The sequence below is a fragment of the Bacillus sp. FSL R5-0431 genome (assembly GCF_038002985.1).
Lineage (GTDB): Bacteria > Bacillota > Bacilli > Bacillales > Bacillaceae > Bacillus.
Genome location: NZ_JBBOOG010000001.1, coordinates 1,201,219 through 1,218,960, shown reverse-complemented (window position 1 = coordinate 1,218,960; position 17,742 = coordinate 1,201,219). Strand labels below are relative to the sequence as shown.

General features: G+C 44.1%; 17 protein-coding genes. 3 read left to right on the top strand and 14 right to left on the bottom strand.

Annotated elements, in window-relative coordinates:
- Nucleotides 1–21: 21 nt before the first annotated feature.
- Entirely contained in the window at nt 22–543 is a 522-nt protein-coding gene (locus MKZ03_RS06010) for an acyl-CoA thioesterase (protein ID WP_060596084.1), read from the bottom strand.
- Nucleotides 544–722: 179 nt separating this feature from the next.
- Here MKZ03_RS06010 and MKZ03_RS06005 point away from each other — a divergent pair, with 179 nt between their 5' ends.
- The gene (locus tag MKZ03_RS06005) at nt 723–1,604 is read left to right on the top strand and encodes a dimethylarginine dimethylaminohydrolase family protein (protein ID WP_341031289.1); all 882 of its coding nucleotides are present in this window, start codon (nt 723–725) and stop codon (nt 1,602–1,604) included.
- Between the two features lie 39 nt (nt 1,605–1,643).
- Here the strand turns inward: MKZ03_RS06005 and MKZ03_RS06000 are convergent, their stop codons facing one another.
- The 10 genes from MKZ03_RS06000 to proG all read right to left on the bottom strand — a co-directional run bounded on the left by MKZ03_RS06000 (nt 1,644) and on the right by proG (nt 12,039).
- Nucleotides 1,644–2,612 carry an ABC transporter ATP-binding protein gene (locus MKZ03_RS06000; protein ID WP_341031288.1) on the bottom strand — a complete coding sequence of 323 codons (969 nt, stop codon included), beginning with the start codon at nt 2,610–2,612 and terminating at the stop codon, nt 1,644–1,646.
- Nucleotides 2,602–3,519, bottom strand: coding sequence for a C40 family peptidase (locus MKZ03_RS05995; protein WP_341031286.1), 918 nt, complete (start codon nt 3,517–3,519; stop codon nt 2,602–2,604). The genes MKZ03_RS06000 and MKZ03_RS05995 overlap by 11 nt, the downstream gene beginning before the upstream one ends.
- The gene (locus MKZ03_RS05990; protein WP_341031284.1) at nt 3,519–4,598 is read right to left on the bottom strand and encodes a mandelate racemase/muconate lactonizing enzyme family protein; all 1,080 of its coding nucleotides are present in this window, start codon (nt 4,596–4,598) and stop codon (nt 3,519–3,521) included. The genes MKZ03_RS05995 and MKZ03_RS05990 overlap by 1 nt, the downstream gene beginning before the upstream one ends.
- The gene (locus MKZ03_RS05985) at nt 4,595–5,536 is read right to left on the bottom strand and encodes a S66 peptidase family protein (RefSeq protein WP_341031281.1); all 942 of its coding nucleotides are present in this window, start codon (nt 5,534–5,536) and stop codon (nt 4,595–4,597) included. The genes MKZ03_RS05990 and MKZ03_RS05985 overlap by 4 nt, the downstream gene beginning before the upstream one ends.
- A gap of 111 nt (nt 5,537–5,647) precedes the next feature.
- Nucleotides 5,648–7,270 carry a peptide ABC transporter substrate-binding protein gene (locus MKZ03_RS05980; RefSeq protein ID WP_307499494.1) on the bottom strand — a complete coding sequence of 541 codons (1,623 nt, stop codon included), beginning with the start codon at nt 7,268–7,270 and terminating at the stop codon, nt 5,648–5,650.
- Nucleotides 7,270–8,280, bottom strand: a complete 1,011-nt coding sequence (locus MKZ03_RS05975; protein ID WP_034663040.1) for an ABC transporter ATP-binding protein — start codon at nt 8,278–8,280, stop codon at nt 7,270–7,272. The genes MKZ03_RS05980 and MKZ03_RS05975 overlap by 1 nt, the downstream gene beginning before the upstream one ends.
- A gap of 7 nt (nt 8,281–8,287) precedes the next feature.
- Entirely contained in the window at nt 8,288–9,250 is a 963-nt protein-coding gene (locus tag MKZ03_RS05970) for an ABC transporter permease (protein ID WP_044138912.1), read from the bottom strand.
- Nucleotides 9,247–10,182, bottom strand: a complete 936-nt coding sequence (locus MKZ03_RS05965; protein ID WP_341031277.1) for an ABC transporter permease — start codon at nt 10,180–10,182, stop codon at nt 9,247–9,249. Before MKZ03_RS05965 ends, MKZ03_RS05970 begins: the two co-directional genes overlap by 4 nt.
- Before the next feature lie 18 nt (nt 10,183–10,200).
- Nucleotides 10,201–11,025, bottom strand: coding sequence for a M55 family metallopeptidase (locus MKZ03_RS05960; RefSeq protein WP_066030997.1), 825 nt, complete (start codon nt 11,023–11,025; stop codon nt 10,201–10,203).
- A gap of 189 nt (nt 11,026–11,214) precedes the next feature.
- Nucleotides 11,215–12,039: a pyrroline-5-carboxylate reductase ProG gene (gene proG / locus MKZ03_RS05955; protein ID WP_106038819.1), complete on the bottom strand. Its 825-nt coding sequence runs from the start codon at nt 12,037–12,039 to the stop codon at nt 11,215–11,217.
- Between the two features lie 167 nt (nt 12,040–12,206).
- Between proG and MKZ03_RS05950 the strand changes: the two genes are divergently transcribed.
- A complete protein-coding gene (locus MKZ03_RS05950; RefSeq protein ID WP_340972446.1) occupies nt 12,207–13,523 on the top strand; it encodes a S1C family serine protease in 1,317 nt (438 codons plus the stop codon).
- A 229-nt stretch (nt 13,524–13,752) separates the two neighbouring features.
- On the opposite strand, the gene MKZ03_RS05945 is transcribed toward MKZ03_RS05950, so the two are convergent.
- Nucleotides 13,753–14,709, bottom strand: coding sequence for a ring-cleaving dioxygenase (locus MKZ03_RS05945; RefSeq protein ID WP_307499490.1), 957 nt, complete (start codon nt 14,707–14,709; stop codon nt 13,753–13,755).
- A gap of 318 nt (nt 14,710–15,027) precedes the next feature.
- Here MKZ03_RS05945 and MKZ03_RS05940 point away from each other — a divergent pair, with 318 nt between their 5' ends.
- The gene (locus tag MKZ03_RS05940; RefSeq protein WP_334748719.1) at nt 15,028–16,353 is read left to right on the top strand and encodes an APC family permease; all 1,326 of its coding nucleotides are present in this window, start codon (nt 15,028–15,030) and stop codon (nt 16,351–16,353) included.
- Between the two features lie 11 nt (nt 16,354–16,364).
- Here the strand turns inward: MKZ03_RS05940 and MKZ03_RS05935 are convergent, their stop codons facing one another.
- Nucleotides 16,365–16,694 (bottom strand): hypothetical protein, encoded by a 330-nt coding sequence (locus MKZ03_RS05935; RefSeq protein ID WP_008358910.1) that lies wholly within the window; start codon nt 16,692–16,694, stop codon nt 16,365–16,367.
- Between the two features lie 63 nt (nt 16,695–16,757).
- The gene (locus MKZ03_RS05930) at nt 16,758–17,714 is read right to left on the bottom strand and encodes a sugar-binding transcriptional regulator (RefSeq protein WP_341031273.1); all 957 of its coding nucleotides are present in this window, start codon (nt 17,712–17,714) and stop codon (nt 16,758–16,760) included.
- Nucleotides 17,715–17,742 lie beyond the last annotated feature (28 nt).

Below are 17,742 nucleotides of genomic sequence, written 5' to 3'. Positions count from 1 at the left end.
TCACCGCTGAAAGGGTGATTTTTACGCCCATGGTTTATCTGTTCCAAGTGCGTCAGCCAGTGCCTTGCTATGCTTTCGGCGACTTTTTCTTTCTTCTGCCCGCTGTTTTGCTGTTTGATGCAGCATGATTTCTTCCTCTGTTTCCGGTACGACTTGTGGAACTCGTTTTGGCTTTCCGTTCTCATCTAGCGAGACAAAAGTCAGAAATGAAGTCGCTGCAAGTCTGCGCTCTCCAGACATCAAGTTTTCTTTCATGACTTTGACGAACACTTCCATGGAAGACGTGCCGACCCACGTCACATAGGATTCCAAGCATACTGACTCTTTTTGTCCAATCGGCTCTAAAAAGTCAACAGAATCCATCGACGCCGTGACCGTTTCACTGCGGCTGTGTCTTGCTGCCGAGATGGAAGCAATGTCATCTATATAACTCATTAATTTCCCGCCAAATAAGGTTTGGTGGTTATTCGTATCGAGAGGGAATACCCTGCTGGTTTTAACAACTTTCGATTCCTTGCAGTATTTGAAATTTTCTTCACTCATCATCATAGCTCCTTCTTGCTGTTTTCGTGAATGCGGAACGACTTTTATTAAACACTATTCTTTTAGGTTTGTCTAAACTTTTTGCTTTAGTCTCTTGTGAGAGATTTTCTTTCGGAAATGTTTCAACCATGACTAGAAAGAGGAATAATTGAACTATGAACAAACAAGGAGGCCCTTTGATGGATTCTATGAGAGCAGAACAAATACACAAAATGCCGCAATGCATGAGTGAACATGACGATTTACAAGAAGTCCTTTTATGCAGTCCCATCTATATGGAAATCAAACAGATCATCAACGAAACCCAGAAACATTTTGCAAGAGAAAATATTTCTCAAATGAAAGCCGTTGCTCAGCATAAGCAATTGATCCAAACCCTAAAGAACCATCAAGTACGCCCCATCATGCTTCCGGCAAATGACCGTTTTCCTGAGCAAGTCTTTACTCGGGATATTGGGTTTACGATTGGACATACACTATTTGTTTCAAGCATGGCCGCACCGGTCCGGCAAGGGGAAGAACAATTATTAAAAGAGTGGGCACAGGGAAAAGGCTGGAAAACTGTCACCCTGACAAATGGAACGATTGAAGGCGGCGATGTACTTGTGGATCAAACACGCGTATTTGTCGGAACGAGCAAGAGAACAAACCCAGCCGCTATCCATGAGCTTAAAAAAGAACTGACGGATCATGATATCATTCCCATTCACCTTCCTCCTCACATTTTGCATCTCGATTGTGTGATGAATATTCTGTCTCATGATGAGATATTAATTTATCCTGAAGCGTTCAAAAAAGAGGATCTTCACCTGCTCAAAATGCATTATGATCTGATTGAAATAAGCGAACAAGAGCAATTCACACTCGGACCAAACATTTTATCCATTGGGCAGAAAAAAGTGATCAGTTTGCCCATCAATCAACAAACAAATGCTGCATTAACCGCTCACGGATACACTGTCATTGAAGTGGATTTTTCAGAAATCATTAAATCTGGCGGCTCTTTCAGATGCTGCACATTACCGATTCGGCGTTCATCCATCAAAAAAGCCAGCGTATAGAACAGCTTGTCTACTCGCTGGCTTTTTATCTGCCTATTTTTATTTCCGATCGTATAAATGACAGGCGACATCATGCCCTTCTTCTACTGCTTGTAATGTTGGCTTTTTTTCAGCACACACATCCATCGCTGCAGGACACCTTGTTCGAAATACACAGCCGCTTGGCGGGTTCACTGGACTTGGAATTTCTCCTTTTAAAATGAATCTTTTACGCTTGTCCTCCACGTCAGGATCTGGAATGGGGATCGCAGACAGCAAGGCTTGTGTATATGGGTGCAGCGGGGTTTGATATAATGCATCACTGCTGGTCAATTCGACGAGATGACCTAAATACATGACACCGATTCGGTCGCTGATATATTTGACCATCGACAAGTCATGCGCAATAAAGAGAAATGTCAGCCCCTCCTCCTTTTGCAGTTTCTTCAGCAGATTCACGACCTGCGCTTGAACGGAGACATCTAGTGCAGAAATTGGCTCATCTGCCACAATAAATTTCGGCGCTAAGGCGAGTGCTCTCGCAATACCGATTCTCTGCCTCTGTCCTCCGCTGAATTCGTGGGGATAGCGAGTGGCAAAATCATAGCTAAGTCCTACTGCTTCAAGCAGTTCTTTCACTCGGGCAATCCTTTTCTTTTGACTTCCGTAAAGGTGGTGAATCTCCATTGGCTCCAGCATAATATCTTTTACAGACAGCCGCGGATTTAAGCAGGAATACGGATCTTGAAACACCATTTGAATTTGCCGATTAAAATCAAATGATTCTTTTTGAGAAAGGTGATGAAGGCTTTTCCCTTCATATAAGGCTTCCCCATCTGTCGGTTCATAAAGACGCATGAGCACTTTTCCAAGTGTGGATTTCCCGCAGCCAGACTCGCCAACGAGACCAAACGTTTCGCCTTGTTTCAGCTGAAAAGAGACACCGTCTAGCGCTTTTAACGTTCTTCCTTTCGATAGATGAAAATATTTTTTGAGATTGTTTACTTGTAAAAGTGGTTCAACTGCCATGACCATTCCTCCTCTCGCTTGGCAAATATCGTCTTGCACCTGCCCATTCCTTTTCATATGAAGAGCCAGATAGGGAAAGCAGCTCAATTTCCCTGCCGGTTTTAGGCGAGTGAAGCATCATACCGTCACCTGCGTAGATCCCAACATGGCGGACAGCTCCCCTTCCGTTGTCATTTGCGAAAAACAGTAAGTCGCCTGGTTCTAAATGGCTTGATGCGACCGGTGTTCCTTGCACTACCTGGTCACTTGCGTCTCTCGGCAAAAGATATCCGCACGCTTTGTACATGCTGTAAGCAAAGCCCGAACAATCATAGCCAAAGCAGCTCATGCCCCCCCATAAATACGAAAGACCAATAAATTGTTTCCCCGTGTCTACAACATCTTTGCCGGTCATAGAGGAAATGGATGAAACTGGCTGCACATCTGCTTTGTTAATTTCTCTTGTCCCTGCTGGGGTCACCACATGAAAGCGATCACTCGTTTCTTCTATAGCTGCCAGCTCTGTTAAAAAACTAATCTCCATGTCCGCTTGCCCGTTTCGATAGAGCATGGCTTTTTTCTGACAAACGATATGAGATGCAGCTGGCGCACTTCCCTCTGTAACTTGCTGTAATTGGTTAGCAGGTATATAGCCAGGATAGCCTTGCGGATGTTTCCGGCTGGCCTGCTGCGGAATGACGACTTTCATCCAGCCGTCTGTCTCTTCTAATCCAATGACTCGTTCGCCGAGCAGTACTTGCGACTGGATCAGATTTTCTTCACATAAAGCCAGTTTTTCTTCATATGTCTGCTGGTCAATCCACTCTTGGATCTTAAAGGAACCCTGAAGTACCTTTTGATCGATTTCTCTCGGTGACTGCGGCGCTGTCCATACGTTCGCAACTGGAACCTTTGATTCAAATACCATCATGAGACTCCTTTCACCCCTTGAATGCCTAACCCATGTTGCGGCGGAAAAAATATATCTTTTCCTTTGTACACGATTCCACCTTCTATCATGTCCTCTTGCAGCATCAGCGGGGCATCAAAATCGTAGCGGGTGATATTCGGCTGGCTTGCGGCGAGATGAGCGGCTGCTGTAATGCCAAGTTTTGACTCAATCATACTGCCAACCATGCACTTTACGCCGTATGCTTCTGCTAGAGCATTGATTTTTAGGGCTTCTTTTATGCCGCCTGATTTCATTAATTTTAAATTGATCAGATCACAGCTTCTCGTTTCAAGCACCTTGATCGCATCATGAAAACTGAAAATGCTTTCGTCTGCCATAATCAATGTATCTGTTGCTTCTGTCACACGGCGCAGGCCTTCGATATCTTCTTTCGGAACCGGCTGCTCTACTAGTTCGATATTCAGCGCCTCCATTTTCCGAATGGCTATGACCGCTTCCTTCCACGTCCATCCTTGGTTCGCATCGAGCCTGATCTGAATATCCGGCCCGACCTTTTCTCGAATTCGCTTAATACGCTGAATATCCGTGTCTATGTCATCTTTTCCCACCTTGATCTTTAACGTCTGAAAGCCTTCAGCTGCGTATTGCTTCGCATCTTCCGCCATCTCAAGCGGCCGGTTTACACTGACCGTATAATCGGTTTCAAGCTGACTGCGATATCCGCCAAGGTATTGATAAAGCGGAAGTCCTGCCTGCTTCGCTAAGCCATCATAAATGGCCATGTCAATCGCTGCCTTTGCGCTTGTGTTGCAAGCGAGCACGCGGTTCATACGAGAATAAATTTGTTCATACCCTGACAAGGAAACCCCGAGCAAAATCGGTCTGATCACTTCGCAGATGGCATAGTCGATGCTTTCCAGCGTTTCACCTGTAATCACCGTTGTCGGGACTGCCTCTCCGTAGCTGACGTCACCTTGATCATATGTGATGATAACGATCAGAGATGCTGCATCATACACCGTTCGTAAAGCGGTTTTGAAAGGCTTTTTTAGCGGTACACTCATTCTGCATGTACGAACATCGACGATTTTCATTTGATCGCCTCTTTCGCTGCAACGCCTGGAGAAATGTGCAGTTTTTTTCCTGTCGCATCTAGTGCAGCCCGCGTGCCCATTGGAATGGCAAAGTTCGGCGAAGAATGACCGATTCGGAAGCCCCCAAGTGCAGGTTTCTTTTGCGGCACAATATAGGTATCCCATACTTGATTCAATGTGAGGGACTGATCTTTCTTTTTTGGCTCACATTGATGAAAATCTCCAATGATGAATCCAGCCGCATCATCCAATTTTCCAGCAGATGTGAGGTGCTGCATCATTCGATCGATTTTATATGGCTCTTCGTCAATATCTTCAATGAACAAAAGCTTTCCCTTCGTATCGATTTCAAAAGGTGTACCAAGTGTTGTCACGATGAGGGCAAGATTCCCTCCTACAATCTCACCTGAAGCGGTGCCAGGATAAAAGGTATGAAGGGGTGACAAGTGATGTGCATACGTAAAGGCTTTCGGTGTGAACAGCTGCAAAAAGGTATCCTTCGTATACGGATGGACCCCCTCAAGTCCCACATCAGAGGAAAGCATTGGACCATGAAAGGTCACAAGACCGGTCTGCTGCTGGATGGCCGTATGTAAAAACGTAATATCACTATAGCCCCAAAAGATTTTTGGATTCCGGCGAATGAGGTCATAGTCAATGGCTTCCGCAAGTCTTCCAGTCCCGTATCCTCCGCAAGCACAAATAACCGCCTTCACTTCTGGATCTTGAAACATGCGATGAAGATCCTCCACTCTTTCATGATCATAGCCTGCTAAATACCCATACCGGCAGTCGATATACTTTCCTTTTTTCACCTTTAGCCCGAGGCTTTCTAAAAAGGCAATCCCTTTTTCTAATTTCAGCTCATCAGGCGGGCTTGCTGGTGCAATAATCCCCACCGTATCCCCTGTTTGAAGTGCCACTGGCAGCTGGCTCATGCCATATCCCCTCTTTCTCTTTGTTTCTTTCAATCTATGGGTTTCTTCTTCATAACATGAACGAATAAAGGAACAGACGCTTTTATCTAAAAGCGTCTTTTGATCCTAATATCACTCTCCATCTACCTGTACCCATTTCAAATCGATATACCCAACGGGGTGGCGGACAATTCCCTTCACGCCTTCTTTTTGTAAATGGACTTGGTTATAAAAATGAATCGGAATGATCGGTGCTTCTTCAATGAGAAGTGCCTCTGCATCATGAAGGATGCTGTTTCTCTTTTGTTCGTCTGCTTCCTGGCTCGCTTTTTTGATCAGCTGATCATAGGTATCATTAGACCATCCTGTCCGGTTCATGGCATTCCCTGTTTGGAAGCTCTCTAGGAAGTTGATCGGATCTGCATAGTCTGCTAAAAATGAACTTTGTGAGAATTGGAATTTCAGCGCCTTTTGATCTTCTGCAAATACATTGGCTTCCATGTTCGCAAGCTTCACATCTACACCTAACGCTTCTTTCAGCTGCTGCTGGATAGCTTCAGCTTTTTTCTTGTTCTCAGGCTTTGTACTATATGTTAATGTGACGGCTGGCAGTTTCGAATAGTTCTCTTCTTTCAGCCCTTTTTCTAATAGCTTCGCAGCTTCACTCTTATCATTCTTCACAAGATCACCGCCAGCTTCTCTGAAATCCTCACCCTTTGAATCTAGGATGCCTGGCGAGACGAAAGCGCGTGCTGGCTTCTCTTCATTTTTCGTCACATAATCCACAATATCTTGCGGGTTGATCGCCATTTGAAAAGCTTTGCGAATGTTCTTATTTTGAAATGGTTCTATGTTCACATTCAGACGATAAAAGAACAATCCAGCCTGGTCTTCAATTTGTACATCTTTATTTTTCAGCAGATTTTCACTTTGCTCTGCTGGAACAAAGGCAGTATCTAAATCTCCTGATTGATACATTTGATAGTCTGTGTTTCGATCACTGATCATCAGCCACTTCACTTGATCCAGCTTGACTGTTTTTTTGTCCCAATACGTCTCACTTTTTTCCATTGTGAAGCTCTCATCATGCTTCCACTCTGTCAGCTTGAACGGTCCATTTCCGACAAAGGTTTTGGCGTCTTTTGCCCAGTTTGGATCCTTCTTAGCTACCTGTTCATTGATTGGGAAAAAGGCAGGGTTTGCGGTCATATTTAAGAACGATTTCTGCGGATAAGCCAGTGTGACCTTAAGCGTTTTGTCATTTACAGCGCTGACTTTCACGTCTTCTTTCTTGCCTTTTCCACTGTTAAATGCCTCTCCGCCTTCAATCATGTACGCTAAGAACGATGCAGAAGAGCCTGTTTTCGGATCAAGCAGCCGCTTCCACGCATATTCAAAATCACTAGCTTTCACTGGATCACCATTTGACCACTTGATGCCATCTCTTAAATGAAACGTGTACGTTTTTCCATCCTCTGATATCTCCCATTTTTCCGCCATTGCAGGAGATGGTTCGTGCTTTTCATTCAGTCTTGTTAACCCCTCCATTAAGTTATTGAGTCCTTGCCACGATACATTATTAAAACCAATCGGCGGATCAAACGACGTCGGTTCGTTTTCGTTATTTAAGGTTAACACTTTCTTTTCACCCTGATTGCTTGATGATCCTTTCCCTGCTTGCTCATTGGCTGTACATCCTGCGAGCAGCATGATCGTGAACAAACATACACTGATGATCCACCCTTTTTTTCTCATCAAAAACTCCCCCTTTGTGTTGAAGATAAAACCGTTTGATTCGCTCGCTCATCTTGGAGCCAGCAATGCACTGTATGGGTAGGTGACCGCTGCGTTTCGTGCGGCATGATATGATCACACACCTTCATGGCGGCCGGACATCGATCTGTATACGGACAGCCCTTTGGCGGCGCAAATAAATCAGGCGGGCTTCCTTCAATTGGAATGAGTTCATCTTTCATATCAAGTCTTGGAACAGATTGCAGAAGTCCTTTTGTATAAGGATGCTGCGGACTGTAAAAAATATCTCGCCTCGTTCCGACCTCCACCATTTTCCCTCCGTACATGACCGCCACTCGGTCTGCGACTTGGGCGACGACCCCTAAATCATGTGTGATTAAAATAATGGTGACACCTGTTTTTCTCTGAATCTCTTTAAACAGCTCTAATATTTGTGCCTGTATGGTCACATCCAGCGCGGTCGTCGGTTCATCTGCAATCAGCACTTTGGGCTCGCAAATCAGTGCCATGGCAATCATGAGCCGCTGCCTCATTCCCCCGCTGAACTGGTGAGGGTATTGCTTTAACCTTTCCTTCGGCTGCGGAATGCCGACCAAATCAAGCATTCGAATGGCGGCTTCTTTCACTTCTTTTTTCGTCAGCTTTTGATGCTCCTTTGCCGCCTCCATGAGCTGGTCGCCTATTGTCAAGGTTGGGTTCAGTGCGGTCATTGGATCTTGAAAGATCATCGAGATATCGACACCTCGTATGGCGCGCATTTCTTTTTCAGATAATGACAGCAAATTGCGGTCTTCGAACCAGATTTCTCCCTGATCGACATGAGCGCTGTATGCCGGCAGCAGTCTCATAATGCTTTGTGAAGTCACACTTTTCCCGCAGCCTGATTCTCCCACAATGGCAAGGGTTTCTTTTTCATATACATCCACATTCACTCCGCGTACCGCTCGAACTGAGCCGCCATATGTCCGAAAGCTGACGTGCAGATCGATGATTTGTAGAACTTTTTTCAAAGCGCCATCACCTCTTCATCTTTGGATCAAGCGCATCTTGCAAGCCATCACCTAAATTGTTAAAGCAAAACATCGTGAGTGAAATAAAAAACGCAGGGAAAAATAAACGCCACCAATGTCCGTTATCTGACAGTACTGTCGGCAGCGCATCATTGGCCATCACGCCCCAGCTTGCAAACGGTGCTTGAATGCCTAAACCAAGAAAGCTTAAGAACGCTTCAGCAAATATCGCGGTCGGCACAGTCAAGGTCATCTGAACGATAATCGGCCCCATCGTATTCGGCAGCAGGTTGCGGCGAATGATACGCAGGCTCTTTGCACCAAAGGTTTTTGAGGCAAGGACATATTCCTGGCTTTTCAGCTGAAGAACTTGACCTCTTACGATTCTTGCCATTCCAATCCATCCGGTGACAGTGAGCGCTACAATAATGGTGACAAGCCCTGGCCCCATCAGGACCATTAATAAAATGACAACAAGTAAATAAGGAAGACCGTAGAGCACCTCGACGATTCGCATCATGACATGGTCATATCTCCCCCCCTTATAACCGGCAATCCCTCCATAAATCACGCCGATGGCAAAATCAATAAGGGCTGCCATGACGCCTACAAATAACGAAATACGTGCCCCGTACCATGTACGAGTGAACACATCTCGTCCAAGCTCATCCGTTCCGAACCAGTGAGCAGCGGATGGCGGCAGATTTTGCATCGAAAGACGCTGTTCTGTCACGCTATTAGGTGCAAGCAATGGACCTAATAGCGCCATGATAAAAAGAAAAATCAATACCGATAGACTAAACATCGCAAGCTTATTTTGCTTCAGTCGTCTCCATGTGTCTGCCCAATACGAAAGAGAGGGTCTTTTAATGGCATGGGCCTCCGTTTTCTTTTGCTCTCTCGGAGAAAACCATTCGTCCGGCACTTCATGATGCGGATTCGGTTGATCCTGCTGTAGGTGTATACTCATGCCTTTCCTCCTTTCTGATGCAGCTGAATCCTTGGATCAAGCAGGCGATACGCCACATCGACAATGAAAAGAAGTGTGATTAAAATAATGCTGTAAAAAACAGTGGTCCCCATGATGACAGGATAATCACGGTTGTTAATACTCTCGACAAAGTATTTTCCCATTCCAGGAATCGCAAATATTTTTTCAATGACAAAACTTCCAGTTAAAATGCTTGCGACAAGTGTCCCAAGAATGGTCACAACAGGCAAAAGCGCATTCCGAAGCGCATGTTTAAATACAATTTTAAAGGGAGAAAGTCCTTTTGCCTTGGCGGTGCGAATATAGTCCTGAGACAGCACTTCAATCATGCTCGATCTTGTTAACCGGGCAATAATGGCCATTGGACCGACAGCAAGAGCGATGGTTGGCAGCACCATGTGCATCGGACTTGTCCACATCGCTGTAGGAAAGAGTTTCAAATTCACAGCAAGCTGCTGAATTAATAAGGTAGCAAAGATAAAGTTTGGAATGGATATACCGAAAACAGCAATGGTCATGGCGATATAATCAATCAAGCCATTATGCTGGAGGGCAGCCATGACCCCCAGCAGGATGCCTGAGATGACAGCAATCAATATTGAGATAAGACCAAGTTCTAATGAGACTGGGAAGCCTCTTGCCAATAGATCATTGACACTTTCTGAAGGCTTTTTAATGGAAGGACCAAAATCAAAGGTAACGATGGATTTTAAATAGATGACATATTGAACATACAGTGGTTCATCTAAGTGATAGTAGCTTTCGAGGTTTCGCTGGACGGTTTCGTTTGTATTTCGTTCTTCATTGAAGGGCGATCCTGGGATGACCTTCATTAAAATAAACGTTAAAGTCGTAATAGTTAAGATCGTGGCAATCATCGCAATAAAACGCTTGAGCATAAAGCTGGTCATCTGCCGTCTCCCCCTCGCTTAACAAAATGTTGTACGTGCGGCAAGCTCTGTCATGACAAGCATCGCTTGGTAGGCTTCTAATATATTCTCTGCTTGATACGTCACCGTTGTTGTTCCTTCTATGATGGCAGTACCCGGCATTAAATTCGCCCATTCAGCTTGTCCATAATTGGCAAACTCAATCTTCAGCAGCGGCTGATCAGGAGGCGTCAGTGGCTTGATGTGATGAATCTGTTTCATTGCGGCTTCCACTTGCTGCGAGATTTGTTGATTGACTTTGGCAGGCGTGAAACATTTCACAGCAGACCTTGATATGGTCTCTTTCACTGCTACTGTTTTCACACCAGGCATCAGCTTTTCCGCTTCAAGTGCTGCTTGATCATCTCCGCAAACAAGAATCACCGGCACACCATAGTAGCCTGCGACATACGCATTAAAGCCCATTTCACCAATTGGGTGATCATTTATGTAAAAATGTCTGACACCAAAAATCATACTGTGAGACATCACGCCTTTCATAGATGCCCTCGCATGATAGCCTAAAAAAACAGCAGCGTCATAGGTTTGATCTAATCCTTGCACCATGGAATAAGGCTTGACGTCACCAGATATAAGAGCAGCCTCTTCATGCAGCTCTTCGATCAAAAGATTATTCATTTTAGAATGACTGTCATTGACCAAAATATCGGTTGCGCCATGCTGAAGAAGTGCCTCTACACAGGCATTCACTTCACCCGTCATGATCTTTCTGCCCCGTTCATAATTGTGCTGACGGGCATCGACAAATGTATGATCAGCTAGACCAGTAATCCCCTCCATATCGACAGATACATAGAGCTTCATCCCCATCCCCCTTTAATTAAACTTAAAATTTGTGTATATTTTTCTAAATTTTCTAAAAAATTATATGATTACTTGATTGATTTTTCAATACAATGTCTGAAAATAAGGAAATTAGACTCAGATAATACAGGTCAAAAGGCTTTATGACAAAGGATTTTTTTAACAAATAAAACACCACTAACTATGTCTTTAGTGGTGTTTGTCAGCTTCGTTAATCTGTGATTTCAGCTGTTCATATTTCTTCATGGTTTGTGTAAATAGATCATCAAACATCTGAGGTGCCTGCTTTTGAATGACCTCAGCACCTTCACCTGTAATGCCCCCTTTTGTCGCCACTCTATCGACGGTTTCAGCAAAGGTGAGGCCGCGTTCTACAAGGACTTGACCTGTGCCTAAGAGGGCATACGTTAAAAATTCATACGCTTCCTCTAAGGAAAGCTCACTATTTCTCACAGCCGCTCTCGCCATTTCTTCAAAAAGAGCAGCGATAAAACCAGGAGAGGAGCTCGTCAAGTTACTCGCCGCATCAAACCGGTCTTCCTCTACTTCACGGACGATGCTAAAAGCTGAAAGGAGACGGTGCAAACGCGCCTTTTCTTCCTGACCTGCGGTTTCACCATGCGCAACGAGGGATACGCCCGTTCCAACAGCTGACGTGAGCGTTGGGATGTATCTGGAAACTGGTTGAGTCGTATGCTTTGATAACTTGTCTAACGTCACAGCCGCGGCTACTGACACAATATGTACCGATTTGGCTGCTGAAGGCAGTTGATCGAGCACATCAAGTACAACAAGCGGCGGCACGCAGACAAAAAGTACATCACATGAGGCAGAAAGTTCGTCTAATGAGCAGATATTTATTTCTTGATGCTTGTCTTTGAGCTGATGCAGGCGGTCCGTTTCACTTCTTGTATGGATCATGATTTGATGGGCATTGAGTACCTCTTTTTCCAGCCATTTTTGCACCATCATATCAGCCATGCTTCCATATCCAATCATTCCAATTGTCTCCACAGTTTAATCTCCTCTATTTTGCTTAGATTCACTACTTATTTTAACAATTTCCCACATTGTTTTCATTTTTATCCCACACTTTTTTCTTACGATATAGTCAGTATCCACCACATAAGGTAAACCCCATCGAACCATACATGAAAAATTGAAGAAAGAGAGTGATTCGAATGACACATCACAAAAATGAAAAACACCCTTCTCATGAACTTCAAACAATTGAACAGCCACAAAAACAAAAGAAGAAGCCCAGTGGCTGGTTTAAGCCATTCGTCAGCGGCATTGTGGGTGGTACGCTAGCATTAGGTGTCTACATCCTTACGCCATATGCCCAGCACGCATCAGACAACACAGCAAACAATTCAGCAGCAAAAACAGAAGCTGTATCGACAAATGATACAAGTGCCAAATCGTCAAAAACAACCGCCGTCCAAACATCACATTCATCAAGCAACATCTCAAGCATGGTCGAAGATGTAGCGCCAGCCATTGTCGGCATTACAAACTATCAAGCGCAAAGTCAAACAGACATGAGCTTTGGCGATTTCAATACACCTTTTGATGAGTCACAGCAAAATAAAAGCAGTCAAGAGGAAAAAACAGGTACAGGCTCAGGAGTGATTTTCAAAAAATCCGGAAGTAAAGCCTATGTCTTAACAAACAACCACGTCATTGAAGGGGCAAATAAACTAACGGTCTCCTTGCACGATGGCAAAACCGTTGAAGGTAAATTAGTCGGAGCTGACCCGCTGACTGACCTAGCAGTTGTAGAAATTAGCAGCAGTCATGTGACAAAGGTCGCGGCATTAGGCGATTCCTCCTCGCTGCGTGCTGGGGAAACCGTCATCGCAATTGGAAACCCGCTTGGTGAAGATCTATCAAGAACCGTGACCCAAGGAATTGTCAGCGGTGTCGACCGAACAGTCTCTATGAACACATCAGCAGGCGAAAGCAGCATTAATGTCATTCAAACAGATGCAGCCATTAACCCAGGTAATAGCGGCGGCCCGCTTCTTACGACAGACGGAAAGGTTGTGGGGATCACGAGTATGAAAATCTCTGAAACAGGTGTTGAAGGCATTGGATTCGCACTTCCAATCAATGATGTCAAACCAATCGCCGATCAGCTTCTCGCAAAAGGAAAGATTGAGCGTCCATATATCGGCATCAGCATGCTAGATCTCGAACAAGTCCCGGACGTGTATCAGAAAGAAACACTCGGGCTCAAAAATAGTCAGCGGGATAAAGGTGTGTACGTCAAAGAAATCGCCGCAGGCTCACCTGCCGCCAAAGCTGGCTTTAAGTCAGAGGATGTCATTACCGCCATCGATGGGAAACAAATCAAAACCGGAAGTGAATTACGTCATGAGCTATACACGAATACAAAAGTAGGAGACACCGTGAGCATCACACTCATTCGAAACGGAAAAGAAGAAACAAAGAAGGTTACATTAATACAATCTGAATCTAAGCAGGTAAGTTCCTAAAGCAAAAAGCAGCTCATCATGAGCTGCCCAGATTGTTGACAAAGGGCTAAAATCATCTTGATTTTAGCCCTTTGTCTTCTTTTCAGCGTGATAGAAAACCTTTGCAGTCTAGGAAAGGCGAGCACCGGAACGGAGCGAATTGAACATTCGTGAGTACCGGAGCACAGCCCTGACAAAGAATGCGAGGGTTTGTCTACTCGCTGAGCAGCTCATGAATGAGCTGCTTTTTTTATGATGACTGAATTGGCGTTAATCTTTGTTCTATTTCTGCTCGTTTGTGCTCTAGAAATGGCGGAAGGGCTAATTGATCACCAAGCTCATCTATCCCTTCATCGACTGTAAACCCAGGGCCGTCTGTTGAAATTTCAAATAAAATACCATTCGGCTCTCTAAAGTAAAGGGCTTTAAAGTAGAAACGTTCCACAACACCTGAGTTCGTGAAGCCTGCTTTTGATATTTTGTCATACCATTTTTCCAGCTCCTCTGCATCTTCCACGCGAAAAGCTACGTGATGCACACTTCCTCTGCCGGAACGCTCAGAAGGTCCTTCAGCTTTTTCGATCACATGAATTTCTGTTCCAGCACCGCCATTTCCTGACTCAAAAATGGTCACGATCTCACCGTCATTTGATTGTTCACGCGCTCTTTCAGTGAAGCCAAGGATGTCTGTTAAAACACGGATCGTTTTGTCCGCTTCTGCAACGGTTAATTCAACTGGACCCAAACCTCTAATTGCAAACTCTGCCGGAATATCGTCATGCACTGGCGGTGAACCCGCTTCTTGTGCGTTCGGTTCTACTGTTAAAAATAGCTGCTGCCCTTCTGGATCTTGAAAACGCAAGGCAGGTCTTCCGCCTCTCAAGGAAGCCGTTTCTTGCTGCACACCTGTCTCATCAAACCGCTTTTCCCAAAATGAAAGTGCTTCCTCAGAAGAAACGAGAAGGCCTGTGCTTGTGATGGCGTTTGTTCCTTTCAAACGACGGGCAAGCATTGGAATTTCAAAGAAGGTGAGCTCCGTACCCGGTGAAGCAACCTCATCTCCATAAAACAAATGATACATAGATGGGTCATCCTGATTGACAGTTTTCTTTACAAGTTTTAAGCCAAGAATCTGGCGGTAGAAATCAACATTTTTTTGAGCATTGGCTGTTAATGCAGATACGTGGTGAATCCCATTGATTTTCATTACGTTCACTCCTATTTCAAAATATCTCGAATTCAAGATAATATCCTTATGAATAAAATAGGTCATTTTTCAAGAAAAGTCAACCATTTGGCTAGAAGTTCGGTTTCTGACGATAAAATTAACATTAAATCAAAAATAATCTTTTATCGTTCGTTTTTAAAGCAACATTCATCCTGATATCTCCAATAAACGAACACTTTTAAATACAAATGCGAAAATCAGAAAATTTTTTTAATTCTTGTTTTCCTAAAATCGTATTACAATGAACAAAATACATGTCACAGTAACGTACGAAAGTGATGCAGGAGGTCGTGTGTAATGAACAAAGAACAACCAGCGTTAAAACAGGACATCGGCTTATTTTTTGCCCTATCTCTTGTCATCGGGACCATTATCGGGTCCGGCGTCTTTATGAAGCCAGGCAACGTTCTTTCCTATTCAGGAAGCTCAGACATCGCCTTATTTGCTTGGCTGCTAGGTGGAATTTTAACCCTTGCAGGCGGACTGACTGTTGCTGAAATTGGTACACAAATCCCTCGGACTGGCGGATTGTATGCTTATCTTGAAGAAGTGTATGGTGAATTTTGGGGCTACTTATGCGGCTGGGTGCAGATTATCATTTACGGACCTGCCATCATTGGAGCGCTCGGTCTTTATTTTGGTTCATTATTAGCCAATTTATTTTCTCTTTCTTCTTTATGGTCGACAACAATTGGCATTATCACTGTTTTATTTTTATGTTTGATCAATATTATGGGAACGAAATACGGCGGTTTTGTACAAGGGCTGACCACCATCGGAAAGCTTGTCCCGATTGCCGCTATTATTGTGTTTGGCTTATGGAAAGGAAACGAAAATATCTTTATGGCTGTCAACGAGAGCATCGCTCAAATGAACTTCGGTGCAGCGATTTTGGCTACGTTGTTTGCCTATGATGGCTGGATATTGCTTGCAGCACTTGGCGGTGAAATGAAAAACCCAGAGAAGCTGCTTCCTCGTGCAATGGCAGGCGGGATTTTAATCGTCACGGCTTGTTATCTCTTTATTAATGTCGCTCTTTTGCACGTGTTACCAGCAGATCAAATCGTCCAGCTAGGTGAAAATGCGACAAGTACTGCTGCGACAATGCTCTTTGGACCAATCGGCGGTAAGATCATAAGTATCGGAATCATCATTAGTATCTTTGGCTGTTTGAACGGAAAGGTTCTTTCATTCCCACGTGTGATTTTCGCGATGGCTGAACGAAAGCAAATTCCTTTCGCAAACGCGATTTCGCGTATTCACCCTACCTTCAAAACACCTTGGATTGCTGTATTTGTGCAAATTTTGATCGCCATTGTGTTTATGATCGTCAGTAATCCAGAAAAGCTGTCAGAGGTTTCGATCTTCATGATCTACATCTTTTATGTCATGGCCTTTTTCGCAGTCTTTAAGCTGAGAAAACAAAATAGCGGAATGGAGCGTGCTTATAGCGTACCACTTTACCCGCTCACACCGATCGTTGCGATTATCGGTTCTTTATTCGTCTTAATCAGCACCATGATCACCGACTGGAAAAGCTGTCTAATCTCCATGATGATCGGGATTGCTGGACTGCCTATTTATTATTATATGAAAAAAGCACAAAAAAAAGCAGAGCGCTAAACAGCGCTCTGCTATTTTTTATATTGCTTGATCACTTTGTATGATTCGTTTAAATATCTCATGAGCCGGTATGGCTTACTAAGCACGCGGATTGGGAGTCTTGAGATAAATCCATTCAAATTCGCCTTATATTCCTGCGTCATCCGCTTCGGCTTTGTCGCAATTTTTTCGTATACTTCTTTGTAAAATTCCTTCATGATGTCGACTTGCACACTGATCTTCTGATGACACTCTGTACACTCAACGCTTTTCATCTGATCATTCACATAAACGATGCTGTGGAGGGTCTCTTCTTGGCACCGAGTACAATGTAGGTTTGCTTCCATTTCGGTTTTCTTCAAGATACACAGCTCCTTTCTCGTTTGATGTTGCTCTTTTTATACAATTCGATTGCTATCAGCCGTTTATTGGACGGAAGCTTCCTTTAAAATGGCTGCCGCCGTTAGTTCGTCTGTCACCAGCACTTGAATGAAGCCGCCATTTAAAGCCCCTAAAATACTTTCAGCTTTATGGGTTCCTTCTACAACAGCGATGACCGTATTGACACTCTTTAACTGCTCCAGTGATAAACCAATGACCTTTTGGTTCAGTTCATCTTGGACAGGTTTGCCTTGACCGTCAAAGAAACGAAAGCCAATATCACCAACAGCCCCTGATTGCCTTAAACCAGATAAATCCTCTTCTTTTAAGTAACCAACTGTTTTTAACGTTGAACCTTTATGCGGGTTGCCAATACCGATGAGGGCAATATCTACATTTCTACCTTCTTCAAGCACAGCTTCTATATCCTGCATTGCCATAAGCCGCTCTTTTAATTCTTCTGTTTCTAAAATCGCTGGGGCATATAAATAGGAACACGTGCCATCCATTTTCTTTGCCAGCTCATATGCCAGCTGATTGGCATGAATGTCGACTGCCTGCCTGCCCATTCCGCCCTCTAATGGAATGACCTTCACATCGTTTCTTCGCTCAAACGGGTATTCCTTTACAAGCTCAGCCAGTGTGGTTCCCCATGAAATGCCGATTTTCTCCGCATCTTTCATGTTTTTAGATAGATAATAGGCGCCTGCTTGACCGACTGCCCGTTTCACCATCTCAGACATTGTCCCGACACTTGGGACAACGACAGCATCTGTTAATTGAAATGTTGTTTCTAGCTGCTTTTCCAGCTCCACCGTATGAATACTTTCGTCTTTAATGTACACCTCAACGATCCCCACATCTTTTGCTTTTTGTAAGAGCTTTGAAATGACTGGTCTTGAGACATTGAGCTTTTTTGCGATTTCCTGCTGCGTCCACCCGTCTGTATAATAAAGATGAGCAACTTTGACGAGCTGTCGTCTTTCTTCCCAATTCAGCATGTGACATCATCCTTTTAATATACTATGA